15 protein-coding genes are annotated in these 22173 nt (G+C 45.5%); 5 read left to right on the top strand and 10 right to left on the bottom strand.

The window, feature by feature from the left end:
• Nucleotides 1-21: 21 nt before the first annotated feature.
• Nucleotides 22-627 (bottom strand): RNA polymerase sigma factor, encoded by a 606-nt coding sequence (locus FSB76_RS09990; protein WP_147053437.1) that lies wholly within the window; start codon nt 625-627, stop codon nt 22-24.
• A 423-nt stretch (nt 628-1050) separates the two neighbouring features.
• On the opposite strand from FSB76_RS09990, the gene FSB76_RS09985 reads away from it, so the two are divergent.
• Together FSB76_RS09985 and FSB76_RS09980 are read left to right on the top strand one after the other, a co-directional pair.
• Nucleotides 1051-2988 carry a glycoside hydrolase family 127 protein gene (locus tag FSB76_RS09985; protein ID WP_147053436.1) on the top strand — a complete coding sequence of 646 codons (1938 nt, stop codon included), beginning with the start codon at nt 1051-1053 and terminating at the stop codon, nt 2986-2988.
• 142 nt (nt 2989-3130) lie between these two features.
• Nucleotides 3131-3490 (top strand): nuclear transport factor 2 family protein, encoded by a 360-nt coding sequence (locus FSB76_RS09980; RefSeq protein WP_147053435.1) that lies wholly within the window; start codon nt 3131-3133, stop codon nt 3488-3490.
• Between the two features lie 62 nt (nt 3491-3552).
• Here FSB76_RS09980 and FSB76_RS09975 read toward each other — a convergent pair whose 3' ends face one another.
• Nucleotides 3553-3924, bottom strand: a complete 372-nt coding sequence (locus FSB76_RS09975; protein ID WP_147053434.1) for a VOC family protein — start codon at nt 3922-3924, stop codon at nt 3553-3555.
• A gap of 148 nt (nt 3925-4072) precedes the next feature.
• On the opposite strand from FSB76_RS09975, the gene FSB76_RS09970 reads away from it, so the two are divergent.
• Nucleotides 4073-6715: a GH116 family glycosyl hydrolase gene (locus tag FSB76_RS09970; RefSeq protein ID WP_147053433.1), complete on the top strand. Its 2643-nt coding sequence runs from the start codon at nt 4073-4075 to the stop codon at nt 6713-6715.
• Between the two features lie 101 nt (nt 6716-6816).
• On the opposite strand, the gene FSB76_RS09965 is transcribed toward FSB76_RS09970, so the two are convergent.
• From FSB76_RS09965 to FSB76_RS09950, 4 genes are all read right to left on the bottom strand, one after another.
• Nucleotides 6817-11082 carry a hybrid sensor histidine kinase/response regulator gene (locus tag FSB76_RS09965; RefSeq protein WP_147053432.1) on the bottom strand — a complete coding sequence of 1422 codons (4266 nt, stop codon included), beginning with the start codon at nt 11080-11082 and terminating at the stop codon, nt 6817-6819.
• 281 nt (nt 11083-11363) lie between these two features.
• The gene (locus FSB76_RS09960) at nt 11364-12416 is read right to left on the bottom strand and encodes a cobalamin-independent methionine synthase II family protein (protein WP_147053431.1); all 1053 of its coding nucleotides are present in this window, start codon (nt 12414-12416) and stop codon (nt 11364-11366) included.
• Nucleotides 12417-12525: 109 nt separating this feature from the next.
• Nucleotides 12526-15420, bottom strand: coding sequence for a gliding motility-associated C-terminal domain-containing protein (locus FSB76_RS09955; RefSeq protein ID WP_147053430.1), 2895 nt, complete (start codon nt 15418-15420; stop codon nt 12526-12528).
• 72 nt (nt 15421-15492) lie between these two features.
• Nucleotides 15493-16833 (bottom strand): FAD-binding protein, encoded by a 1341-nt coding sequence (locus FSB76_RS09950; RefSeq protein WP_147053429.1) that lies wholly within the window; start codon nt 16831-16833, stop codon nt 15493-15495.
• Between the two features lie 119 nt (nt 16834-16952).
• On the opposite strand from FSB76_RS09950, the gene FSB76_RS09945 reads away from it, so the two are divergent.
• On the top strand, nt 16953-17381 hold the full coding sequence (locus tag FSB76_RS09945) for a MarR family winged helix-turn-helix transcriptional regulator (RefSeq protein WP_147053428.1): 429 nt from the start codon (nt 16953-16955) through the stop codon (nt 17379-17381).
• 3 nt (nt 17382-17384) lie between these two features.
• Nucleotides 17385-17909 carry a GNAT family N-acetyltransferase gene (locus FSB76_RS09940; RefSeq protein ID WP_147053427.1) on the top strand — a complete coding sequence of 175 codons (525 nt, stop codon included), beginning with the start codon at nt 17385-17387 and terminating at the stop codon, nt 17907-17909.
• A gap of 43 nt (nt 17910-17952) precedes the next feature.
• Here FSB76_RS09940 and porM read toward each other — a convergent pair whose 3' ends face one another.
• The 4 genes from porM to porN all read right to left on the bottom strand — a co-directional run bounded on the left by porM (nt 17953) and on the right by porN (nt 22171).
• Nucleotides 17953-19485: a type IX secretion system motor protein PorM/GldM gene (gene porM / locus FSB76_RS09935; protein ID WP_147053426.1), complete on the bottom strand. Its 1533-nt coding sequence runs from the start codon at nt 19483-19485 to the stop codon at nt 17953-17955.
• 325 nt (nt 19486-19810) lie between these two features.
• A complete protein-coding gene (gene porL, locus FSB76_RS09930; protein WP_147053425.1) occupies nt 19811-20614 on the bottom strand; it encodes a type IX secretion system motor protein PorL/GldL in 804 nt (267 codons plus the stop codon).
• Nucleotides 20615-20642: 28 nt separating this feature from the next.
• Entirely contained in the window at nt 20643-21269 is a 627-nt protein-coding gene (locus FSB76_RS09925) for a hypothetical protein (protein ID WP_147053424.1), read from the bottom strand.
• On the bottom strand, nt 21266-22171 hold the full coding sequence (gene porN / locus FSB76_RS09920) for a type IX secretion system ring subunit PorN/GldN (RefSeq protein WP_147053423.1): 906 nt from the start codon (nt 22169-22171) through the stop codon (nt 21266-21268). Before porN ends, FSB76_RS09925 begins: the two co-directional genes overlap by 4 nt.
• Between the last annotated feature and the right edge of the window lie 2 nt (nt 22172-22173).

Below are 22173 nucleotides of genomic sequence, written 5' to 3'. Positions count from 1 at the left end.
TAATAAAATCACTGCCAAGTTCTACAAAAACCGGTCTGCATTTAGCAATATGAAAGCCAGTATGGGTGCCGATACGCCCAGGGTTTCCCTTAATTCGCGCAGGGCTTTGCTCATGTGTGCTTCTACTGTTTTTTGCGATATGTTCAGTTCGGCGGCAATTTCGGCGTAGGTTTTATTTTCGTCGCGGCTGAGCAGGAAAACAATACGGCATTTTTCGGGGAGCTGGCTGATGGTTTTCTCTAACAGTTGCCGCAATTCTTTTTCATGCAGCCAGTCGGCAGTGCTGTCGGCAACAACCGGCGATGTGATGATAAGTTCATCATGCTGCAATTGCCGGCGGTATTGTTTGGCCAGGTGGTTAATCACTTTATATTTTACGGCAACAGCAAGGTAAGTAGCCACTGTGTGCGTAAGTTGTAGTGTAGCCCGCCGCTGCCATATGCTTAAAAACACTTCCTGTACCACTTCTTCGGCCTCATGCTCGTCGTCAAGCCGGTGTAGGGCCACGGTATAGGTTTTATCCCAGTAACGATTGTACAACTCGGTAAATGCACCGCGGTCGTCCTTCCTGATCAAATCCAGTAGCTGTTGATCGGTATAGGGTTTAGTAAGGGTCAAAATGGGCATGTTTTACTCATAGGATGCCCCAATTTGTTATTGGGTGATGTATTGATAGGACGAAGTTAAACGGCTAAAGTTACACTAAACGCAAATAATGGTAATTTTATATGCACCAATAAAAAGAAATTCACCCTGGCCATTTATGGTTGTAGCATTAACAATAAAGACAAGCCTTTTGACGATAAATAAAAACAACCCCGCCCCATTGAACAACGATTTGCGCGGAAACTAATGAGTATGATGTGCAAATTGCAGGTAATATAACGGCCAATTTAGCACGTTACAACATTTGTGTTACCGGTCGTTATGCTGAATAAGGGAACCAGCAACGCAGGTTAAAATAAGTGTTATTACAACAATCATTAAAAACATTCTCTATCTTAGTGGCGCTAACCGGTTTCGAATTTTTTTTACCGTCGATATTATAACATGATTAACAGGACAATTACCCATCCTTTTCTATACCTGTGCTTAATAGCTATGGGTTTTATATTGCCGGTGCAAACACAGGCTCAATCTTCATTGCATGCATTTAAGCTGCAGCAGGTGGCCTTATTGCCTGGTGTGTTTAAAAGCGCGCAGCAAACAGATATGGCTTATATGCTGGCTTTGGATCCCGACCGCTTACTTGCCCCTTATTTTACAGAAGCTGGTTTAAAGCCTAAGAAGAAAAACTACGGCAATTGGGAAAACACAGGTTTGGATGGGCATATTGGCGGGCATTACCTCTCGGCATTATCCAACATGTATGCTTCTACTCATAATCCGGAAATGAACCGGCGCCTTGATTATATGCTGGCGCAATTGAAACGTTGCCAGGACAAAATAGGGAGCGGCTACCTTGGTGGCACTCCCGGAGGAACCGCCATGTGGAAGGATATTGCAGCCGGCAAAATTGAAGCTGATACCTTTGCATTGAACAAAAAATGGGTTCCGCTTTACAATATTCACAAACTTTTTGCCGGATTAAGGGATGCATATATGATTGCCGGAAAGCCACTGGCCAAAGAAATATTGGTACGATTGACAGATTACATAGATGGCGTTTCGCATAAGCTGACTGATGAGCAAATTCAAACGATGCTTATTTCAGAACATGGCGGATTAAACGAGGTATTTGCCGATGTATCGGTAATTACCGGGCAGGATAAATACCTCACACTGGCCCGCCGGTTTTCGCACAAAGCCATTTTAAATCCGTTAATAAATGGACAGGATGAGCTTAACGGGCTGCATGCCAATATGCAGATACCGAAGGCAGTTGGGTTTCAACGGATATCCGAAGTTGGGGGCGACAAAGATTATGGCAAAGCTGCCGGTTTTTTTTGGGAAACAGTAGTACATAACCGTACTGTGGTAATTGGTGGCAATAGCGTAAATGAGCATTTTAATCCAACCGGTAATTTTAGCAAGATGATTACCGATGTTGCTGGTCCCGAAACCTGCAATTCTTACAATATGCTTAAACTAACCCGCCATCTGTTTGAAAAACAGGGCGAAGTGAAGTATATGGATTTTTATGAACGGGTTTTATATAATCATATTTTATCGAGCCAGCACCCAACACACGGAGGGTTTGTTTATTACACCTCTATGCGGCCACGGCATTACCGCGTATACTCGCAGCCACAGGAAACCATGTGGTGTTGTGTAGGATCGGGCATGGAAAATCACGGAAAATACGCCGAGCTCATTTATAGTTACCGGCAAAAAGATTTGTTTGTAAACTTGTTTATCCCTTCGCGCCTAAATTGGGCTGCACAAGGTTTAGTGCTTTCGCAGCAGACTAAATTTCCTGACCGCCAAACCACCAAACTTTTGGTTGAGGCGGCGAGGCCCGGTGTTTTCAGCATAAATATTCGTTATCCGGGCTGGGTAACGGCAGGTAAGCTTCAAATTAAAATAAACGGTACCGAAGTGCCTGTTGAAGCACAACCCGGCAATTATATAAAACTTAACCGCGCCTGGAAAAAGGGCGACGAAATTGCGGTGTATTTACCTATGGAAGTAAGCACAGAAGCATTGCCCGACAGTTCTGGTTACGTGGCCTTTGTACACGGCCCCATTGTATTAGCCGCAAAAACCGATACTACAGACCTGGATAATTTAATTGGAGACGCTAATCAGTTTGGTGGCTACCGCGCAAGGGGCAAAATGTACCCGCTGAACGAGGCGCCTTTTCTGGCTGATAATATTGTTAATATTGCCGCCTACCTGAAACCTGTTAGCGGGAAAGATCAAACTTTCACGGCACCGCAATTGATAAGCCCCGCCCGTTACAATAACCTGGAGTTAATCCCTTTTTATAAACTGCACGACGCCCGTTACATGATTTACTGGCACCGGGGACAGTTGAAAAAAGACTGAAATTTATTGAAGTTTACCTTATTTTAGTTTCAAAATTTGGGCGGTAGCCGGGAGAACAAATGTTTTATTTTTGTGGATAGGGTTGCAGCCTGTGTTGCAATTTTGGCAACCGTTTAATGAATCTCCTTTTTGATTATACATAATGATAGACCAACAATCTGCAGCCCGTTTTGCCGCTGAATGGATAACCTGCTGGAACAAGCAGGATTTAGATACGCTGATGGCGCACTACACCGATGATTTTAGCATTCAAACACCCTACGCCCTGAAAATATACCCCGATTGCGGAGGTATTATATCGGGTAAAAGCAACGTTAGACGATACTGGCAAACCGCCCTGAGCAAACTGCCAAACCTGCATTTCGAGCTGTTGGAAGTACTTACCGGCGTAAACAGCATCAGCATATATTATCATAATACCGATAGCGGCAAAAATGCCGTGGAGAATTTATTTTTTAACGGTGATGGTATGGTGGATGAGGTTATTGTGATGTATAATTGAAACAGCAAAAAACACGCGCAGGTATTTCTTTGTTCGGGCTCAATCAAATCTCACTATTATCCCTAAATACTCTCCGCAACCCTGATGTAATACCCGTTGATATCAATAAAAGCAAATTCCCTCAATCCGTACGGGTGTGTTTTTAAGCCGTCGGCTATTTCAACATTTCGTTTCTGTAGCTCGGCATAAACGGCGTCGATATCATCTACAAACCACATCAGGGGCAGGCGGTGTTGGGCATTATTAATGGCTGCGGTAAACCCGGCATCTTCGCCAAACAGCAGGCGCATGTCATCGCGCCTTATCCCGCCGTCTTTATCGCCTTCGATCCATTCATCGTAAAAGCCAAGGGTTTCCCGGTAATAATCAAGGGTCTGCTTTAAATCCTTTACCGGCAGGTGCGGGTTGCTACGGATAAATTTTTTTGTTTTCATGGTTGAATTTAACAAACCTACGGGATAAAAGCAGAGAACGAATGGATTGAAATGGTTCTGAATTTTGCGCGATACCGCAACATTATGATTTATCAATAAATAATGATAAGTTGGTATTCATTTCCATATAAACCGGGGGATCAACATAATGGAGGATAAAAAAGGTCGCAGAAGCTTTTTAAAAAAAGTGGGTGTTGGCGGAGCTATGGCCATGATGCCGGCCGCCGTTATAAATATTGCAGATGCCAAAACGTTGGACGAACCCGCTGAAGATATTAATGATACATTGGGCAAACCCGTAAAGCGGGCGTACAATACCGCCTATACCGGCGATCATTTAAACCGGGTTGCATTCCCCATTGGTGGTATGGGCGCGGGCATGTTTTGTTTGGAGGGTACAGGTGCTGTTTCGCATGTATCGATACGCAATAAGCCCGATATTTTTAACGAACCTGGGATATTTGCCGCTATTCACGTAAAGGGTGTTGCCCGGGGAGCGAAGCTTTTGGAAGGCCCCGTACCCGACTGGAAAAAGTTTGGCCTGCGCGATGCCGGCAATGGCCTTACCGGTTCAACTACGGGCTTGCCGCGTTTTCATGCCGCCGAGTTTAAAACCGAGTTCCCGTTCTGTCACATTAAACTTATTGACCAGGATATCCCATTATCTGTTGGCATCACCGGGTGGAGCCCATTTATCCCTACCGATGACGATAACTCGAGCCTGCCCGTTGGGGCCATTGAATATCAATTTACCAATACAGGCACATCAAAAGTTAGTGCGGTGTTTAGCTTTAACGCCCGTAATTTTTGGGGCGACGCAAAAGGAAAGGATGCGGTGTTACCTGCAAAAAACGGGTTTACCGCTACGGCTACCGGCAACGGCGAAACCAGCTTCCCTTTAGATTTTACGGTATTTACCGATGATGACCATACGGTTGTTGATCATTGCTGGTTCAGGGGTGGTTGGTGGGATCCATTTACCATGGCCTGGAACGCTATAAAAGATGGCCGCGTGGTTAATAATCCTGCTGTACCTGCAAATGCCCCCGGCGCCAGCCTTTACGTGCCTTTTGATGTAGCACCCGGCAAGCAAAAAACAATAAAGGTGATGCTGGCCTGGTATTCGCCCGAAACCCGGCTGACGTTTGGTACACCGGGTAAAAAGAAAGAGGGCTGCGACCCGGCCTCGGGCTGCTGTAATTCGCCGGCAGATATTGGTTTGGATAAGTACGACAAGGATTTTGACGGTAAGTTTTATAAGCCCTGGTATAGCAGCCGTTTCGGAAATATAGATAGCGTGAGCAGCTACTGGCGGCAAAACTATAATGACCTTAGGGCGAAGTCGCGGTTGTTTACAAAGGCGTTTTATGCCAGCACCTTACCGCCCGAAGTTATTGAAGCGGTAGCCTGTAACCTTTCTATTTTAAAATCGCCAACCGTAATGCGGCAGTACGATGGCCGTCTGTGGAATTTTGAAGGCTGCGGCGATGACTCGGGTTGTTGCCATGGTTCATGTACCCATGTTTGGAATTATGCCCAGGCCATTCCGCATTTGTTTCCCGCGCTGGAACGCAGCCTGCGGGCTACCGAATTTTGCGAAGACCAAAGCGAAGACGGCCACCAAACGTTTAGGGCCAACCTGCCCATAAACCCAGTGACGCACGATTTTCATTCGGCTGCCGATGGGCAGCTTGGCGGCATCATGAAGGTTTACCGCGACTGGCGCATCAGCGGCGATAACGAGTGGCTTAAAAAGATATTCCCCATGGTAAAAGTAAGTATGGATTACTGCATCAAAACCTGGGACCCACGCCACAAAGGCGTGATAGAAGAACCGCACCACAACACCTACGATATTGAGTTTTGGGGTGCCGATGGCATGCATACCAGCTTTTACCTTGGTGCACTGCAAAGCTTTATAGCAATGGGCGGGTTTTTAAAACAGGATGTTGGCGCTTACCGCGAATTGCAGGCCAAAGGCAAGGCGATGATAGAAAATACGCTTTACAACGGCGAGTTTTTTATACAGGAAATTAATTATACCAGCCTTAACGCCAAAGATCCATCCAAAGAAAAATCATACGGCGGCGAATACTCAAAAGAGGCCGAAGCATTGCTGCATACCGAAGGCCCCAAATACCAATACGGCAAGGGCTGCCTGAGCGACGGCGTACTTGGCGCCTGGATAGGCCGCATGTGCGGATTGGAGGATGTTATCGACAGCAAAAAAATAAACAGCCACCTGCAATCGGTATACAAATATAATTTTAAAACCGACCTGAGCGAACATGCCAACCCGCAACGCCCGTCATTTGCACTGGGTAACGAGGCCGGGCTGCTGCTTTGCACCTGGCCCAAAGGCGGCAAGCTATCATTGCCGTTTGTATACAGCGACGAAGTTTGGACAGGTATTGAACACCAGGTGGCATCGCATTTAATGCTCACCAGCAATGTGGCCCAGGGCCTAAACGTGCTGCGTGCATCCCGAAACCGTTATGACGGTAAAGTGCGCAACCCCTTTAACGAGTACGAATGCGGCCACTGGTATGCCCGCGCCCTATCAAGCTACGGCTACCTGCAGGCGCTCACCGGTGTACGGTTCGACGCGGTTTCCGGCGTATTACATGTCGATTCAAAAATTGGCGATTTTACCAGCTTCTTGTCAACAGCAACAGGTTTTGGTACAGTAACACTTAAGGCAGGCAAACCATCCTTAAATGTGGTTTATGGCAGCATTGATGTGAAAAAGGCGATGGTAAGCGGTAGGGAAGTTGCCTTTGTTGTAGGTTAGCAAAAAAAATATCGGATACTGAACACCGGATACTGAACAGCAAATTTTGATGTTAAATATTCAAAATTCATTACTCGATATTTTATACATGCATCTATGCTTTATCCTATTTTCTTAAGAATATCTACCAGGTCTTCCAGCTTCATGGGTTTGGATAGGTAGTCGTCCATACCCGCCTGGATACAGATCTCGCGGTCTTCGGGCATGGCGTTGGCTGTCATGGCGGCAATGTAGGGCTGTTTCATGTCCAGCTGCCTTATCCCGGCGGTTGTTTCCAACCCATCCATTTCCGGCATCTGTATGTCCATCAGGATGATGTCGTAAGTTTTTTGCTTGAGTTTTGCTAAAACTTCAAGTCCATTTTCCACCATATCTATTTGTTTATAGCCCAGTTTGTTCAATACCCGCTCAATCAGTTTTTGGTTGATCATATTGTCTTCGGCCACCAGGATGTTCATCGGGTGTTCGGCAGCAAAATCGGTAGAGAGTACATTTCTCGAAATGGTTTCTACCTGCGCGCTGCCCTGTTTATCAAATGCTTTTTCAATGGCCTGGCATAAGTTGTTCAGCTTAACCGGTTTCACTAATATGGACGAGAACAGGCCGGGGAATTTGGTGCGGGTTTCATCGCCTATGGAGCTTAGCATCACAATAGGCATAGCGTCGTGTTTGGCCTTAACCTCCCGTGCAAACCCAACCCCGTCCATCAATGGCATTTCCATATCGGTTATTACCAGCTTAAAGCTGTTGTCTGTTTCCATGAGCTTTAAGGCGTCAAAAGGCGATAGGGCTGCCACCGGGTCGAGCTTCCAATGCTGCAATTGTGTTTTAAGGATGGTTAAGTTGGTTTGGTTATCGTCAACTATCAATACCCTTAAGTCTTTTAAGCTGCTTAAATCGCAAATAAGCGATCGCTTGACAGGGTTTTTGCTCCTGGTAGTTTTGATAGAGAAGCTAAATACCGATCCCTGGCCGTAAGTACTTGCGGCACCAATTTCGCCGCCCATTAAATGTGCCAGCCTTTCGCAAATGGCCAGGCCCAGGCCCGTACCTCCATATTTGCGCGTGGTTGACGAATCAACCTGCGAAAATGCTTTAAACAGCTTGGATAGCTTCTCTTCGGGGATGCCTATACCACTATCCCTGATATCAAAAGCGATCTCTACCCCATCGTTATCAAGTTTCTGTTTAAGCGATCCTTTTATAAACACTTCGCCTTTGGTGGTAAATTTTAAGGCGTTACTTACCAGGTTTATCAAAATCTGCCGTAAGCGCAGGCTGTCGCCTATGATGTGTATAGGCACATCTTCATCGAGTTGATACACCAGGTCGATTTTTTGTTCGGCAGCTTTGCGGGCAAACAAGTCCATTACCTCTTCGATGTTTTGGCGCAGGTCAAACTCCTCCTGCTCCAGGTCCATCTTGCCCGATTCTATTTTAGAGAAATCAAGGATATCATTAATTACGCTCAGCAAGCTTTCGCCGCTGCTGATGATGGTATCGGCGTATTCGCGTTGTTCGTAATCCAATTTAGTTTCGGCCAACAGCGATGCCATACCAATTACACCGTTCATCGGTGTACGGATCTCGTGGCTCATGGTGGCCAGGAAAATGCTTTTGGCCTGGTTGGCTTTTTCGGCTTCCTGGCGGGCCAGGTGTTCCTGTTCCTGTTGGTTTTTCAGTTCCTCATTCAGCTCATGAAGGTGCTCAGCCTGGGAAAGTAACTCTTCCGATTGCGACGTTAGCTCCTCTGCTTGTGCCTGCAATTGTTCGTTAGCCTCCTGCAACTCGTTCGATTGGGATTGCAGTAACTCGTTTTTTTGTACTATCTCGCGGGTGCGTTCCTTTACCTGCTTTTCAAGTTCGGCTTTTTGCCGTTGTATGGTATTAACGCGGTAGGCGTAAGCGCTATAAACGGTGGCAACTATAATAACAATTACCAATAGCCTGAACCACCAGGTAACCCAAAACGGAGGCGTTACAATTATAGTGATTGATGCACCTTTATTATTCCATACGCCATCATTATTGGATGCTTTTACATGGAAAGTGTATGTACCCGGATCGAGGTTGGTGTAGCTGGCGCGGCGTTCAATACCGGCGTGCTGCCACTCTGTATCTAAACCATCCAGTTTATAATCGTATTGGTTATTACGGTTTACAATGTAATTGAGCGCCACAAAGCTGAAAGCAATGGCCGATTGATTGTGATCGAGCACAATCTTATCCGTAAAATCAATGTCCCTTTTTAATAATGAATCTTTATCGCCGGGAATAATGGTTTTATTAAACACCTGGAAATCGGTTATATGCACCGGGGGGATAAAGCTGTTAATCCTGATCTCATCCGGGTAAAAGCGGTTAAAGCCACGGATGCCACCAAAATACATTTCGCCGTCGCGGGTTTTCAGGTACGAGTTAGCTTCAAATTCCATGGCCTGCAAGCCATCGTAAGTATTAAACTGCTTGCTTTTGCCGGTGCGCGGGTTTAGTTTTACCATCCCATCCGAGGTGGAGATCCACAGGTTATGGCGGTTGCCCTCGGTTATGCCCTTAATAAAATTAATATCAAGGCCCGAATCGTGACTGTATAGCTTAAACGTGTTTTTTGCTTTATCAAACAGGTACAAGCCGGCCATACCTACCCAAACCTGGCCGCGGCTATCTGTAAATATTACCCTCGAATCGGTTTGTTTTTTTTCGTGATCAAAATAATGCGAGAAGCGGCGGGTAGTTAAATTGTAACGGTTAAGGCCGCCATCATCGGTGCCAAACCATACATTGCCTTCGTGGTCTTCGCCTATGGATACCACATTTTTGCCGCTAAAACTGGTTATCCCGTCGGGGTCTTTGGTAACGCGTTTAAACTTGTGCGTTTTGGCATCCAACAGGTTAATGCCACCTCCATAGGTGGCTACCCAAAAGTTACCTTTGCTATCCAGCAGCATGCGCTGTAAAAAGTCGGAACTCAAAGCGTTCGGATCGGCCGGATTGGCTTTAAAGCGGGTAAAAGTTCCGGTATTAAAATTCATTAAATTAAGGCCGCCGCCCCATGTGCCAACCCATAAAGCCCCGGCGCCATCTTCGGCTATGGCCTGGATAGCATCTGCCGAAATACTTGAACTATTGCCCGGTACGTTTTTATAATGCTTAAAGGTGTTTTTTGTACGATTGAAAAGGTTAAGCCCCCCGCCATCGGTACCTACCCATAAATTGCCTTTGCTATCCTCAAAAAAAGCTTTTACATCATTATAGCTTAAACCATTGGGGTCAATTCCCTGCCTTAACAGCCGAAACTTGTCCGACTCGGGCGTGTATAAGTTAACGCCGCCCCGGTGTGTGCCCACCCACATATCGCCTTCGGCATCCTCGTAAATGGCCGAAACGGTTAGGTTTGAAAGACTGCCGACGTTATCAAGCCGCGGGCGGTATTTAAAAAATGAATTATCCTTCGGGTTATACAAGTTCATGCCCTCGTTAACCGTACCTACCCAAATGTTTCCTTTTTTATCGCCCAGTACGTCCAGCACCAAATCGCCGGAAAGGCTGCCTGCATCGGCATCGTTATGTTTTAGCAGCTTGAACGTTTTATCGATCAGATTATAAACACCCACGCCACCGCCGTTGATACCCAGCCATAAGTTGTTCTTATGATCGGCGGCTATGCTTACAATTTTGTTGTGTGCATTCAGGCCATTGATAGCATAGGGTTTAAACGTAGATGTTTGGGCATCAAAAATATTAAGTCCGTTTTGCGTGCCTACCCAAAGCCGGTTTTGCTTATCACGGTATATGCAGTTAACAGAATCGCAACTCAAGCTGCTTACCTGTTTAGCATTGCTGCTAAAATGTTTTAGTTGATTTGTTTTGATATTAACCAGGCTGACACCATTGCATAAAGTACCTACCCATATATGATCTTTATCGTGCCCGCAAATGGTTGTAACGCCACCCGGAATTTTGCCAATGTCGAACCTTGAAAAGGTGTTGTTAACCGGGTCGAACTTGTTGAGGCTATAAGTAGTGCCTATCCAAAGTTTATGATCAGCATCCTCAAAAATACAATTGATAAAATTATCACTGATACTGGCCTTATTTTTAGGATCGTTTTTGTAGATGATAGCTTTAATGCCATCGTAACGGTTTAAGCCATCGCGGGTGCCAAACCACATAAAACCCCGGCTATCCTGAAAAATGCAGGTGATGGTACTGTTAGAAAGCCCCTGCTCATTACTGATATGCCTGAACTTAACATCAGATATCTGGGCGATGGAAATTATAGGCTGCCAAAAAAGCAGCGAGAAGATAAACCTCTGTACAATAAATTTAATACGGTAACTGTACGCCGTAGTTAGGGGTTTTGTCATTTAAAACGTGGGATATCTGGCAAATTACAATGATAAGTAAATTATGCTTTCATTTACCTTTGCAGTAAGCCTAAATTACTATGTTATACGTAATTTACACCTTACCCGGTTTGAGAATATTTGAAAAAAATGCTGTACTGCTTTTTAAAGAAATATTTAATTGACAGGAAAAAAGTTAACAGATTTGTGTACCAATATCCTGGTAGCATTTTACGTCCTTATATAAAAAGCCTCCCGGTGTTCCGAAAGGCTTAAAATTTTAATTATAATACAGGATTTTTTTATGCCGACAATTGCTCCCCGGCTAATTTCGTTCCCTCAATCCTGGCTTTTATTTTAGCAAAAGCAGTTTCGCGCGTTGTGGATACATCGTCGCAAAATGGCGAGAAGCCGCAATCGTCGGTGGTGCCCAACTGGTTGGTGTTGATAAAGGCTGCCGCTTCAAGTATTCTGTCGCGCACTTCTTCTGCGGTTTCTATTATGGGGTTGAGTACATCTATTACGCCAATAAATACTTGCTGATTGGGCTTTAGATATTGTTTAATAACCTTCAAAACTTTTGCCCTGTCGGGTTCGCTGGCCAGCTGCAAATAAAAGCTGCCTACATGCAGTTCGAACAAATCGGGTAAAAAATCTGCATAGTCAATATCCGCGCTATGTGTCGAGTCGTGGTCGCCGCCAGGGCAAACGTGTACGCCCAGTTTTTGCTGTTCTTCGGGCGTAAAGCGGTCAAAAACCTGGTTGTTAAGGCCAATGAAGTGTTTCAATACACCGCCGGATGGATCGAGTTTTAACGATAGCCGCCCTTCGGTAAAATCCATCTGTACTTTATATGCACCCTGTTCCAGGCAAAGCCTGATATCTTTTTCGCATTCATTCAGCAGGTCGGCAATAAATTCAGCTTGCGGATAGCCGTTAATGCCATCCGGCGGGTAAATTAAGCTAAGGGCCGATGCCGATATGATGGCTTGTTTAACGGGCAGGGTGGTTAGTTTTTGAGCTGCGGCAAGATATTTTGATGCATAATTGCCGTACCTGAAAGGCCCTTTGGTAAGCAAAGGCAACTGCCGCGAGTGGCCATCCTCAAAATTGATGGTCATGCCTTCCGATGCCAGGTTGGTTAAGCCCTCCAGTGGATAAGTAACAAAGCTTGATTTGGTTTGCTCACCATCGGTAATAACGGGCGAACCGGTTTCTTCAAACTCCTTTAAGGTGTCGGCAATTGCATCGGCATAAAGTTTATTTAGCTCATCGGCATTGGCTTGTGTGGTAACTGCCGTTACAAGCTCAGGCGACCTCGGAATACTCCCGATAGGTTCAGTAAGGATTTTCATAGACTTTAAATTGGGTTTATAGATTACATAAATCTACAGCAATTTTATATGGAATAAAAAATATTGCCTGGCAATTATTATAATAACTTACCCGATGATTTAATATTTCCTAATTAAATATAGTTACTGAACCACTAAGCACCTGTTTTGTTCCTTTTGTGCTGATGACGTAATAGTATACCGAAGCGGGTAATTTACTGCCGTTATAAGTACCATTCCAGGGCGTGGCATAACCTTGCGATTGAAATACCATACTGCCCAGGCGGTTATAAACCCTCACCGTTGTGGTTGGGTCGCCCTCCAGGCCGGCTATTACCCAGGTATCGTTATGGCCATCGCCGTTGGGGCTAAATGCATTTGGTATATGTATATCATCGCAATGGCTGTTTATGGCAATGGTTTGTGATGCCTGGCACCCATTATTATCGGTTACCGTTAAATCAACTGTACCTAATTTATTGGTTGTAAAGGTATTGGTGCCGGGCTGCCCGTTCCACTCGTATTTAGCAAAACCTGCGGGGGCTGTAAGTATAATACTTTCATTGGTATACTGGCAAAGCGTAGCCGACGGCATGTTTAATGTTGGGTTTGGAAAATACTGAACCGTAGCAGATTCATCAACCGCACAACCCGCCGTTGTTGTAACCGTAGCCTTGAATGTGCCCGAATGTTGGATGCTTATTTTGTCGGATGTAGCGCCGGTACTCCAGCTGATGTTGCCGCTGGTATAGCTTGCTTTAAGGTCAACCGTTTGGCCATCGCATAAGGTGGTATTTATAATTTGTTGAATACTGACAGTGGGCGGCGCGGTAAATCCTAAATTATATGCAGCCGACGCGATATTGCAGGAACCTGCATTTACAACGGTTACCGTATAATTGCCGCCTATATTGGTTGTTATGCTCGCTTTGTCCTGTTCGTCAGGTAGTATATTTCCGTCCCTGAGCCAGTTTACTGTGGTAAACGGGTCTATATTAACATTTGCGGTTAATTGGGCTATATCGCCAATGCAATATGCCGGTTTGCCTGCGGTGATAACAGGTTTTGGTAGTTTAATGAAATCGACCTGCAACTCGGCCGACGAAACTGAGCCGGAACAACCGCTTACCACCACTTTGTATTTGCCCGGCTGGCTCACCTTTATTGATGCAGCACTGCCGTTTATGGGGCTGCCATCTTTATACCAGGCATATTGGTAATTTGCCCAATTCAAAATAGCCGAGGCATCAATAGGTACTTTGGCCGATAGTGTAGCCTGGTCGCCATCGCAGTAGCTTGCTTTATCGGTGGTTAAAACCGGCGTTGGGATAGCAATAAAGTTTACCTGTACCTCTTTTGATGCTACCCAATTACCTGCACAGGCGCTTACTTCTACTTTGTACTTGCCGGTTTCGGTAATATTATCAAGCTGGGGTGATGTATTGCCGTTTAGTATTCCATCCTTATACCAGCGGTACTGGTAATTGGGTTTGTCGTCGGTTTTTAATGAAGCCGATGAGCCGGCGCAGTAGTTTAATACATCGGGATAGTTGAAGGTAAATACGGGGGCGGCTACCTGGGTTACCTTAAGGTGATTGGATTCGAAATGCACCTCAGAGCAAGGATCATACATCACCAAATAATATTCGCCAGCCTCCTTAATTGCAAGCGAGGCACCGCTTTGGTTAGCCATTTCTTTGCCATCCTTATACCACTGTTGAATGTTATCGCTATAAACATAAGAGCTTAAATAGGCGTTAACACTAACATTGGCGCAAAGTTCTATTTTGGTAACCTCGGGTCCATTTCCTTCAAATTGTATAGCTTGTAATGGCTGCTTTTTATCAACGTAAGCTCCAAAATCGGGCTTTAAAAGATAAAGTCCGTCAATAGCGGCCACCCAAACGCCATCTTCACAAACAGGTGTGGTATACGATGTAGCGTTAACGCAAATGTCATTAATCTTTTTATTGCCTAATGGGTCATAGTGGAAAAAGGTATAATTTCCCATCAGTCCATTTATATTGTTTTTATAACCCGAATTGGTAAAATACAGGCCATTATCTGTGCCGGCCAATACGTTTTCTTTACTTATTGCCTTCTGGTTAATATAGCCAAACCCAACCAGTCCTAAAATGGAAGTTACCTTGTTAACATTAATTCCTTTAAGGTATTGTTTGTGCGGCCAATCTAAAGTATAGGAGTAGTTTCGGTTGTTCTGAAATATGCCGTCCTCGGTTCCCCAAATTTGGATAAAATATGCGCCTGCATTTGCGGTGTTCATGTCATCAATCCAGCCGTAGGTATAACATGCGGTATTAATGCTATTTGCAAAATCCTGATATTTATAATATAGCCAGCCACCGTATATTGTCCATTGGGTAAGTTCAATTACATCATATTGGTAATCCTGTCCGGTATACCATGGTCCATATTCCAGATCGCTGAACATTTCCGTGCGGTAGGTAGCATCGAATACCTTGGCCGACACTTTAGACGACCCTGCTAACATCACATCATTGTCATAATCATAGTGGCACATACCTTTATCAGTGCCAATGATAATTGAATTGGCGGTAGGGCGTGCTGCCAAACCTTGCGTATTATCGGTAACGTAAGTGCCTGTATAATCTGCGCCTATTGATGTGATTACGCCTGGCACCCCCTCTGGATTGCCTATTTTTTTTAACGCATTATTTTTATATTCCAGTAAAACATCGGCATTGGTGGCAACAAATACCAAATCCTTGTTAACACCCGCGATGTCGGTAAATCGAAAATTGCTATATGTCGTGAACTTATCCGAATAATCATCTACTTGTTTAGTGACGCTGTTAATTCTGTAAACTTCATTGTTTTTTGCAAGCACCCACAAATATGGGTCATGAAAATCCCGTTTTACTTTAAGTATATTTTTGCCTGCCAAAAAGGTGTCACTTAGATGCAGGTCCATATCCTGCTGAGCATGAGCTTTGTAAACGGTAGCAATAAGGATAAATAGCAGCAAATAGCGCAAACGGGACATGACAAGGCTTTACAGCCAGAAAGATAAGATAAATATTAAAATATTTAAAACACTATTCTTCCCACCTGGCTGCTATCCCCCATAAATATTATGTTCCAGAAACGCGTTCCTGAATTTGCCATGCGGGTCATATTCGGCCACCACCTTTTTAAAATCGGCTATTTTTTCATACCGCGAGGCCAGCACTTTCGGATCGAGGGTAAACACTTTACCCCAATGTGGCCGGGCATTAAAAGGGGCAAGGGCCTTTTCAATGACGGGGAGTAGCTTGGTAACAGCCTCGGTTTCGGGTTTCCAGGTAAAGTGAATGGTTACCGACGTTTGATTATGGCAGGGGCTCATCCAAAGATTATCGGCGGCTATAGTACGGATCTCGGTTATAAATAAATGCGGGCCAATTTGTTTACCCAATTTAGCAACAGCTTCAATGGCTTCTACGGCATGTTTTATCGGCACAAAGTATTCTGCCTGTAGTTCTTTACCGCTGCTTGGGGTAAAGCCCATTTTAAAATGCGGCAAACGCTCGTACCATGGCCCGGGTACACCTAATTGGTCGGTGCAGCTTTCGGCGGGGTGGTCATAAATGGGGTGCAAATTTTTGGTGGCGGCCCTGGCACCATAAAATTCGGGGCCGTCATGGTCTTTTTCGGTCATGCGGCTTTTTATCCAAACCTCGTTTACATAATCATTTTGCCAATCGGTAAACAGGCTTACACTGTAACCGGCAGATACTATTGCTTCAAAATGCCGCTTAATCTGTACCATAGGCAATTTTAAAAAAACACGCTGGCGCATCATGTAAGTGGGCTCGATGGCCAGGGTAACTTTGGTAATTACACCTATGGCACCCAGTCCAACAACTACCGCGTTGAACTTTTCCGGGTCGGCAGCTTTTGAAAAATGGACTATACTGCCATCGGCAACAACAACCTCCAATGCTGTTACGGCACTGGCCAGGTTACCGTTTTTTACACCGCTGCCATGCGTAGCCGTGGTGATGGAGCCCGCAACAGAAATATGAGGCAGCGATGCCAGGTTATGTAAAGCAAAACCTTCTTTATGCAGGTAAGGGGCCAGTTCGCCATATTTTATGCCGCCTTCAACAGTAACGGTCATGGCTTTTTTATCGATAGAGATTACTTTATTGAGTTCTTTGGTTGATAGCAGGTCGTCCTTACTATCGGCAATGCGGTTAAAGCAGTGCCTGGTACCCAGGGCCTTTAGCTTGCTGTGTTTTTTTATGAGCTGCTGTACCTCGGCCACTGTAGCCGGGTACTGCACATTAGCCGTGCTGTAAGTAAGGTTACCAGCCCAGTTTTGCAAAGGGGCCTGGCCGGCCAGGCTGATAACAGGAGATAAAAAAGGTGTAGCCATAAGTGTGCCGCCTAAACGGATAAAAGTTTTTCTTTTCATAACTAATTGGTTGATACAAGGTAGGTTTTAATTGCGATAAAAAATTAAAATTAATCACAAATATAGTTGACAAAGTCAACTATATTTGTGAACTTAGCTTTTGTATTAGCCTTATTTAAATGGAAACAAAGTCGTCGCCGGTTCAGCAAATTCGGGCATTTAGTCGTTTTTATACAGATATTATAGGCTTGCTGGATAAACACCTGCTGCAAAGTGATTACTCGCTGGCCGAGGCCCGTATCTTATATGAGCTTCACGCGGCTAAAAGTATGCAGGCCTCGCAAATAATCTCGGCCATGTATATAGACAAAAGCTATTTAAGCCGGCTATTGAAGAAATTGGAAAAGGATAAACTGGTAGCCCGGAAACCTTCAGAACATGATGCAAGGGCGACGGTGCTTTCGCTTACAGATAAAGGAATGGCCGAATTTGAAAAACTTAACCAGGCATCAGATAAGCAAATTAACCAGGTGATAAAAGATTTGCCTGCCGCCAGGCAGCTGGAACTGGTAGCGCATATGCAACAGATCATGAATATTTTAAGATAAACAATGAATAACGAAAAAAGCGCAACGTTAAACATCGGCGATATTGCCATACGGACAGTATTACAACCCGGCGACCTGGGCTACATAGCGTACCTGCATGGGGATATTTATGCGCGGGAGTGCGGTTACGGACTTAACTTTGAGCGTTATGTATTACAAGGCCTGGCCGATTTTGCCAGTCAATACAACGCCGGGAAAGACAGGGTATGGATTTGCGAACACCGGCAGCAAATGATAGGTGTGCTGGTTGGTGTTAACCGCGGTGATAGTATACAACTACGCTATTTTATTTTCAGGCCCGAATACCGGGGGCTTGGCCTGGGCAAAAAACTGATGGACAGGTTTATAAAATATATGCATGAATCGCAGATAAACAAATCATACTTATGGACAACCAACGAGCAGCATGCCGCCATCTCGTTGTATACACGGTATGGCTTCCGGCTAACCGAAGAAAAGGTATCTAACGGGTTTGACAAAGAGCTTACCGAAAGGCGGTATGACCTGGAACTTAACAACAAATATTGACTACCCAATGCCGATCCCATGGTATGGGTAGTCAATATCAATATTAATTGGCCGTGAGTGCCACCGGCGCCAGTTGCCTTGGCGAACCATCGGGCCCAACCGCTATAATATTATCAAAAATTACCCTTGAGCCTGGCTTAATGCTGTTGAGGGATGCCGTCATGGAATCATTCAGGGTATTGCCCGATCCAACCTGCACGGATGCGGTTTCGCGCGGATTGGCTATAATAAGGCTAAACCGGGTTATTTTGAACCTGGCATCAAAATCAAAATTATCCAGCATGGCAAAAATAGCGTTCTGAGCTTTTAGCGCTACAGTAGGTACGCTGCCGCCTGACCGGCCCGAGAACTTTGCAACAGGATCTGGAATGCGTTTGGCCCTGAACTGGGTATGGCTTAATACCTGCACTTTGCCCGGCGCAATTTCTGCCGATACCGAAACGGTAACTGTACCCGGAGTAGTCACCCTGGCCACATATTTCCCTTCGGAACCGCTGAGCGTGCCGCCCGAAATACCTATCCTGATATTTTTTGAGGGGATACCCGGCACAGAAACCGATACCGGGTTATCCACCCCAATATAAAATACATTCATCTTATCGGGCGATACCACTGCCGATGGCCTTGAAACAATATAACGCTGCTCGGGCGTGGTATAGGTTTTTATGGTACCATCGGTTTGTTTTACGCTGATGGTGCCTTTCCAGTTAAATACCCCTTCGCGGCTGGTATTTACGTTGTACACACCCCGGCCATCCTTAACTGATATCGGGTTGCCGCCAACCTGTACGGTTGGGGTCGAGCGTGAATCATAGGCAGTTAAAAAAACCTGCGCAGTGTAAGGCTGGCCTTGTATCAGGTACGATGTTGGCGCCACGGCAACAGCCTCAAATTTATCCAGGTTCACTACGGCCTGGTCCATTTTGCCCAGTATCTTTTTCACCACTTCCGATTCGGCATTTTTGTTATCCGCCTGGATGCGCGATAGTATCGTGAACGTAGCGGTTAAGGGCACACCTTCGCCAAAGTTCAGTTCTTCCCAGTTGCGGTGGTTGGGACCACGTTTTACCGGGTCATCGGCATTAAGGTTGAATGATACCGTTTTACTATCCTGCGGCCCCAGCAAGGTGAGCAACCTTTCGCGGGTATCATTAATTTTTTGCTTTAGCGCGGTAGCCCGCTTTTTGTTGATCATTACATCAAAGCCGATATCAAGATTATCGCGCTGTTTTAAATCGCCGGTTATAAGGTCGTATCCGTTGCTTTGATTTGTAAGTTCTGCCTTGATGTCCCTGATGTAAGTATCCAGATCTGTTGTTGCTTCCCTTGCCTGTTTTGCTTTTTCATATACAGGTTTGGCCCGTTCGGGCGATTCCTTAAGCCGGGTTTGCTCAAAAGTGCTGAATAATTGCTGTACCGAATTGCCCACATTTGCCGCCGATGCGGTTAAGCTGTCGTTTATGGTTTTAAACGCGTCTAATATGGTTTCTGATACATTCAGGGCCAGCATTGCCAATAAAACCAGGTACATGATATTGATCATTTTTTGCCTGGTGGTTTCTTTTCCTGCAGCCATTTTTTTAAAGTTTTAATTGATTTATTAATTGTTTGATAGGGTATAGACATCTTGTGAGATGTTGTTATCCATAGTGTTTGGGGGACATGAAAAACATCGGTTTTGAACGCTGGTTAAGACTCACCCCGGCTACGCTGCGCTGGCCGACCCTCTCTCCGGCTGCGCCGCAAAGAGGGTTGAAGCTCATTTTTCTTTTTTTGCCCCTCTTTGCGCGAAGCGGAGAGAGGGGCAGACGGGCGTAGCCTCGTCGGGGTGAGTCGTTGCCGCCATGCGATGTACACCATCTTCCGTCAGCATCATCTTTCAAAACCACATCCCCCTTTTACTACATCCGTTGCTGATTCATAGCCGAAAGCATATTGGCGTAGTAAACATTTAATGATGATATGTTTTGCACCAGCTTGTTTACCTCGTCCTTAAATACCCTGGTTTCGCCGGCCGACTCGTGCAAGCTATTCAGGGTGCCGGTAAGGCCCTGGTAAAACTGGTTAATGCGGCGGAGGTTATTATCGGCGCCACTTAGTTCGCTTTCGTATAATGAGTTTAAATGTGCCAGGTTATGGGTAAGCTTTAAAACCTGTTGCTGGTAGGCATGGGCATCATCGCGGCTATCGGCAATGGTGGCAAAACCTGCCGATGCTTTTTCGAACATAGTGCCCAACAGATCAAACTTGGACGAAGCGTTTTTTAGCTTCGCCGCAAATTCGTCTGTCCCTAATGAAGCATCAGCTATAGCGTTTATCCGGCTCATTTTATCCGAAAATTGTTTCAGTCCCTCGCCCAGGTTGTTAATCTTTTCGGGGCTCAGGTCGGCATGGGTAAGCAAGCCGTCGAGGGCCGCGGTAACGCCATTGGTTTGGTGAACAGGCCTGTGGCTATGCCTTGGGAATTCGCCGGCATAATCAACAGCCAGTTCGGGATACACCTTTTCCCATTCCGGCTCTTCGGCCGGAGGGAAAAAGCCCAGGGTAAAAAACAGCAGGGCTTCTACCGATAAACCAAGCCCTATCATATAGGTGCCAAGCTGGCCACCCCAGTGATTAATTTTAAACATAGCACCAAGGATAACTATGCTGGCACCCCAGGAAATGGCTACATGCAGCCAGTTGATTTTTTTGCTCTTTAACATGATATTTAATTTTTAATGGTTTTACAGATCAGAATTTTACATAAATGGTTACTGCCGAATTAAGGCCAGGCAGCAGGCCCCGTAACCCGCTGCTTACTTTGCTGGCCTTATCGTCATAGGTTGATGTGGCCGAACTGGTTGGTATAAACCAACCCAGATCCGTACGCATACCTATGTTTTTGAACAGGTGGATATTACCCAGCCCGGTGCCGATATAGGGTCTTACCTTCGACATGTAGATAGTGTAATTGGGCGTAGTGCCTATCCCCTCGCGGTTCACGTTATTTGAAAAATAATAAGCTATCCCGGTAGAGATGTACCACTTACGGGCCAGCCAGCCGCTTTGGCCGTACAGCGGCTGCCAATCGGCAATGGCAAATACCGATGTGCGGTTAAACTGGGCATCGCGGCCGTTGTATTGCACCGTCATCCCCGGGAATGCATTGAAACCTATCCTGGCGTTAAATGATTTCAAAAAACTGTATGATCCCTGGATGCCTAATCCCTGCGTACCAACCTGTACGCCAAATGATGATGTTGGGAATGCACTGTATTCGGGCAGTACCTGGGCGCTGGCCTTGCCGCAGCAAAACAACAGCCCCGATATGAGCATCATCAATAAAAACTCTTTCAATAATTTTGCTTGCGTTGTCATAGCTTGTCCTCCTTTTTGCTATCTGTTTGTGCTAAATTTTTTGCGTTTACGCCCCTGGGGTTTTGCCAGATGTGTTTTTTCAGGTCGGCAATTTTTTGTTCAAGCAATACAGCTTCGGTGCTGCCCGGCTCCAGTTGCCCGCTTTGTACCCCACCCGGCGATGCTTGTTTTACCAGGTAGGCCGAAAACTTGTGCTGCATAAACACATCATCCAGCGTAAAATCAAAAATGTCCTTATCCGGATTGCTCACATCCTCCTGTACCAGTGTATACCGCAACTGTGGGAAATACAACCAGAAGGCAGGCGTAAATGCCAGGTTGTCGGCCAGGTCGGTCGATGTGCTGATGTGCATCATGGGGGCCAGTGCTACAATGCGGGTATCAACCCGGCCGCGCTGCCTGTCAAAAAACACATCTTCCTTAATCCGGAACCGGCGTACTTTATCGGGGTTGAACTCGTTAAGGGCCATCCTTGAGCCGGTTTGGTTACCGTCTTTATCAAAAATTGGTATCAGTACCGAGTCGGCAAACCGTAGTTCCCCTTGTTTGGCACTGAGTTTCTTTTTCAGATCCTCTTTTTCATAAGGCGTAAGCTTGCCTGCTTTTATCCCTTTCATGATATCTTCCATAAGGGATTTACCGGGAATGGTAAGGATGCTGTTGCCCGAATCGGAAAGGTCGATATCCCGCCAAACCTGCGCGTATAGCCTGATGTTGGCAGCATTAGCCTTTGGATAGGGGAAGGGTTTTGCTTTTCCTAAATCGGCCGATTTGATTAAATTATCATATGCGGGCAGGGTATCTGTTAATGTACTATCGGCCACTATTGCCTGTGCAAAGGCCATACCCCTGCCGAAACCGATCAGCAGAAAGGTTTCAATCACTATTATTATCTTTTTCATAA

This window comes from Mucilaginibacter ginsenosidivorax (assembly GCF_007971525.1).
Taxonomy (GTDB): Bacteria; Bacteroidota; Bacteroidia; order Sphingobacteriales; family Sphingobacteriaceae; genus Mucilaginibacter; species Mucilaginibacter ginsenosidivorax.
This window is presented reverse-complemented; position numbering and strand designations above follow the sequence as displayed.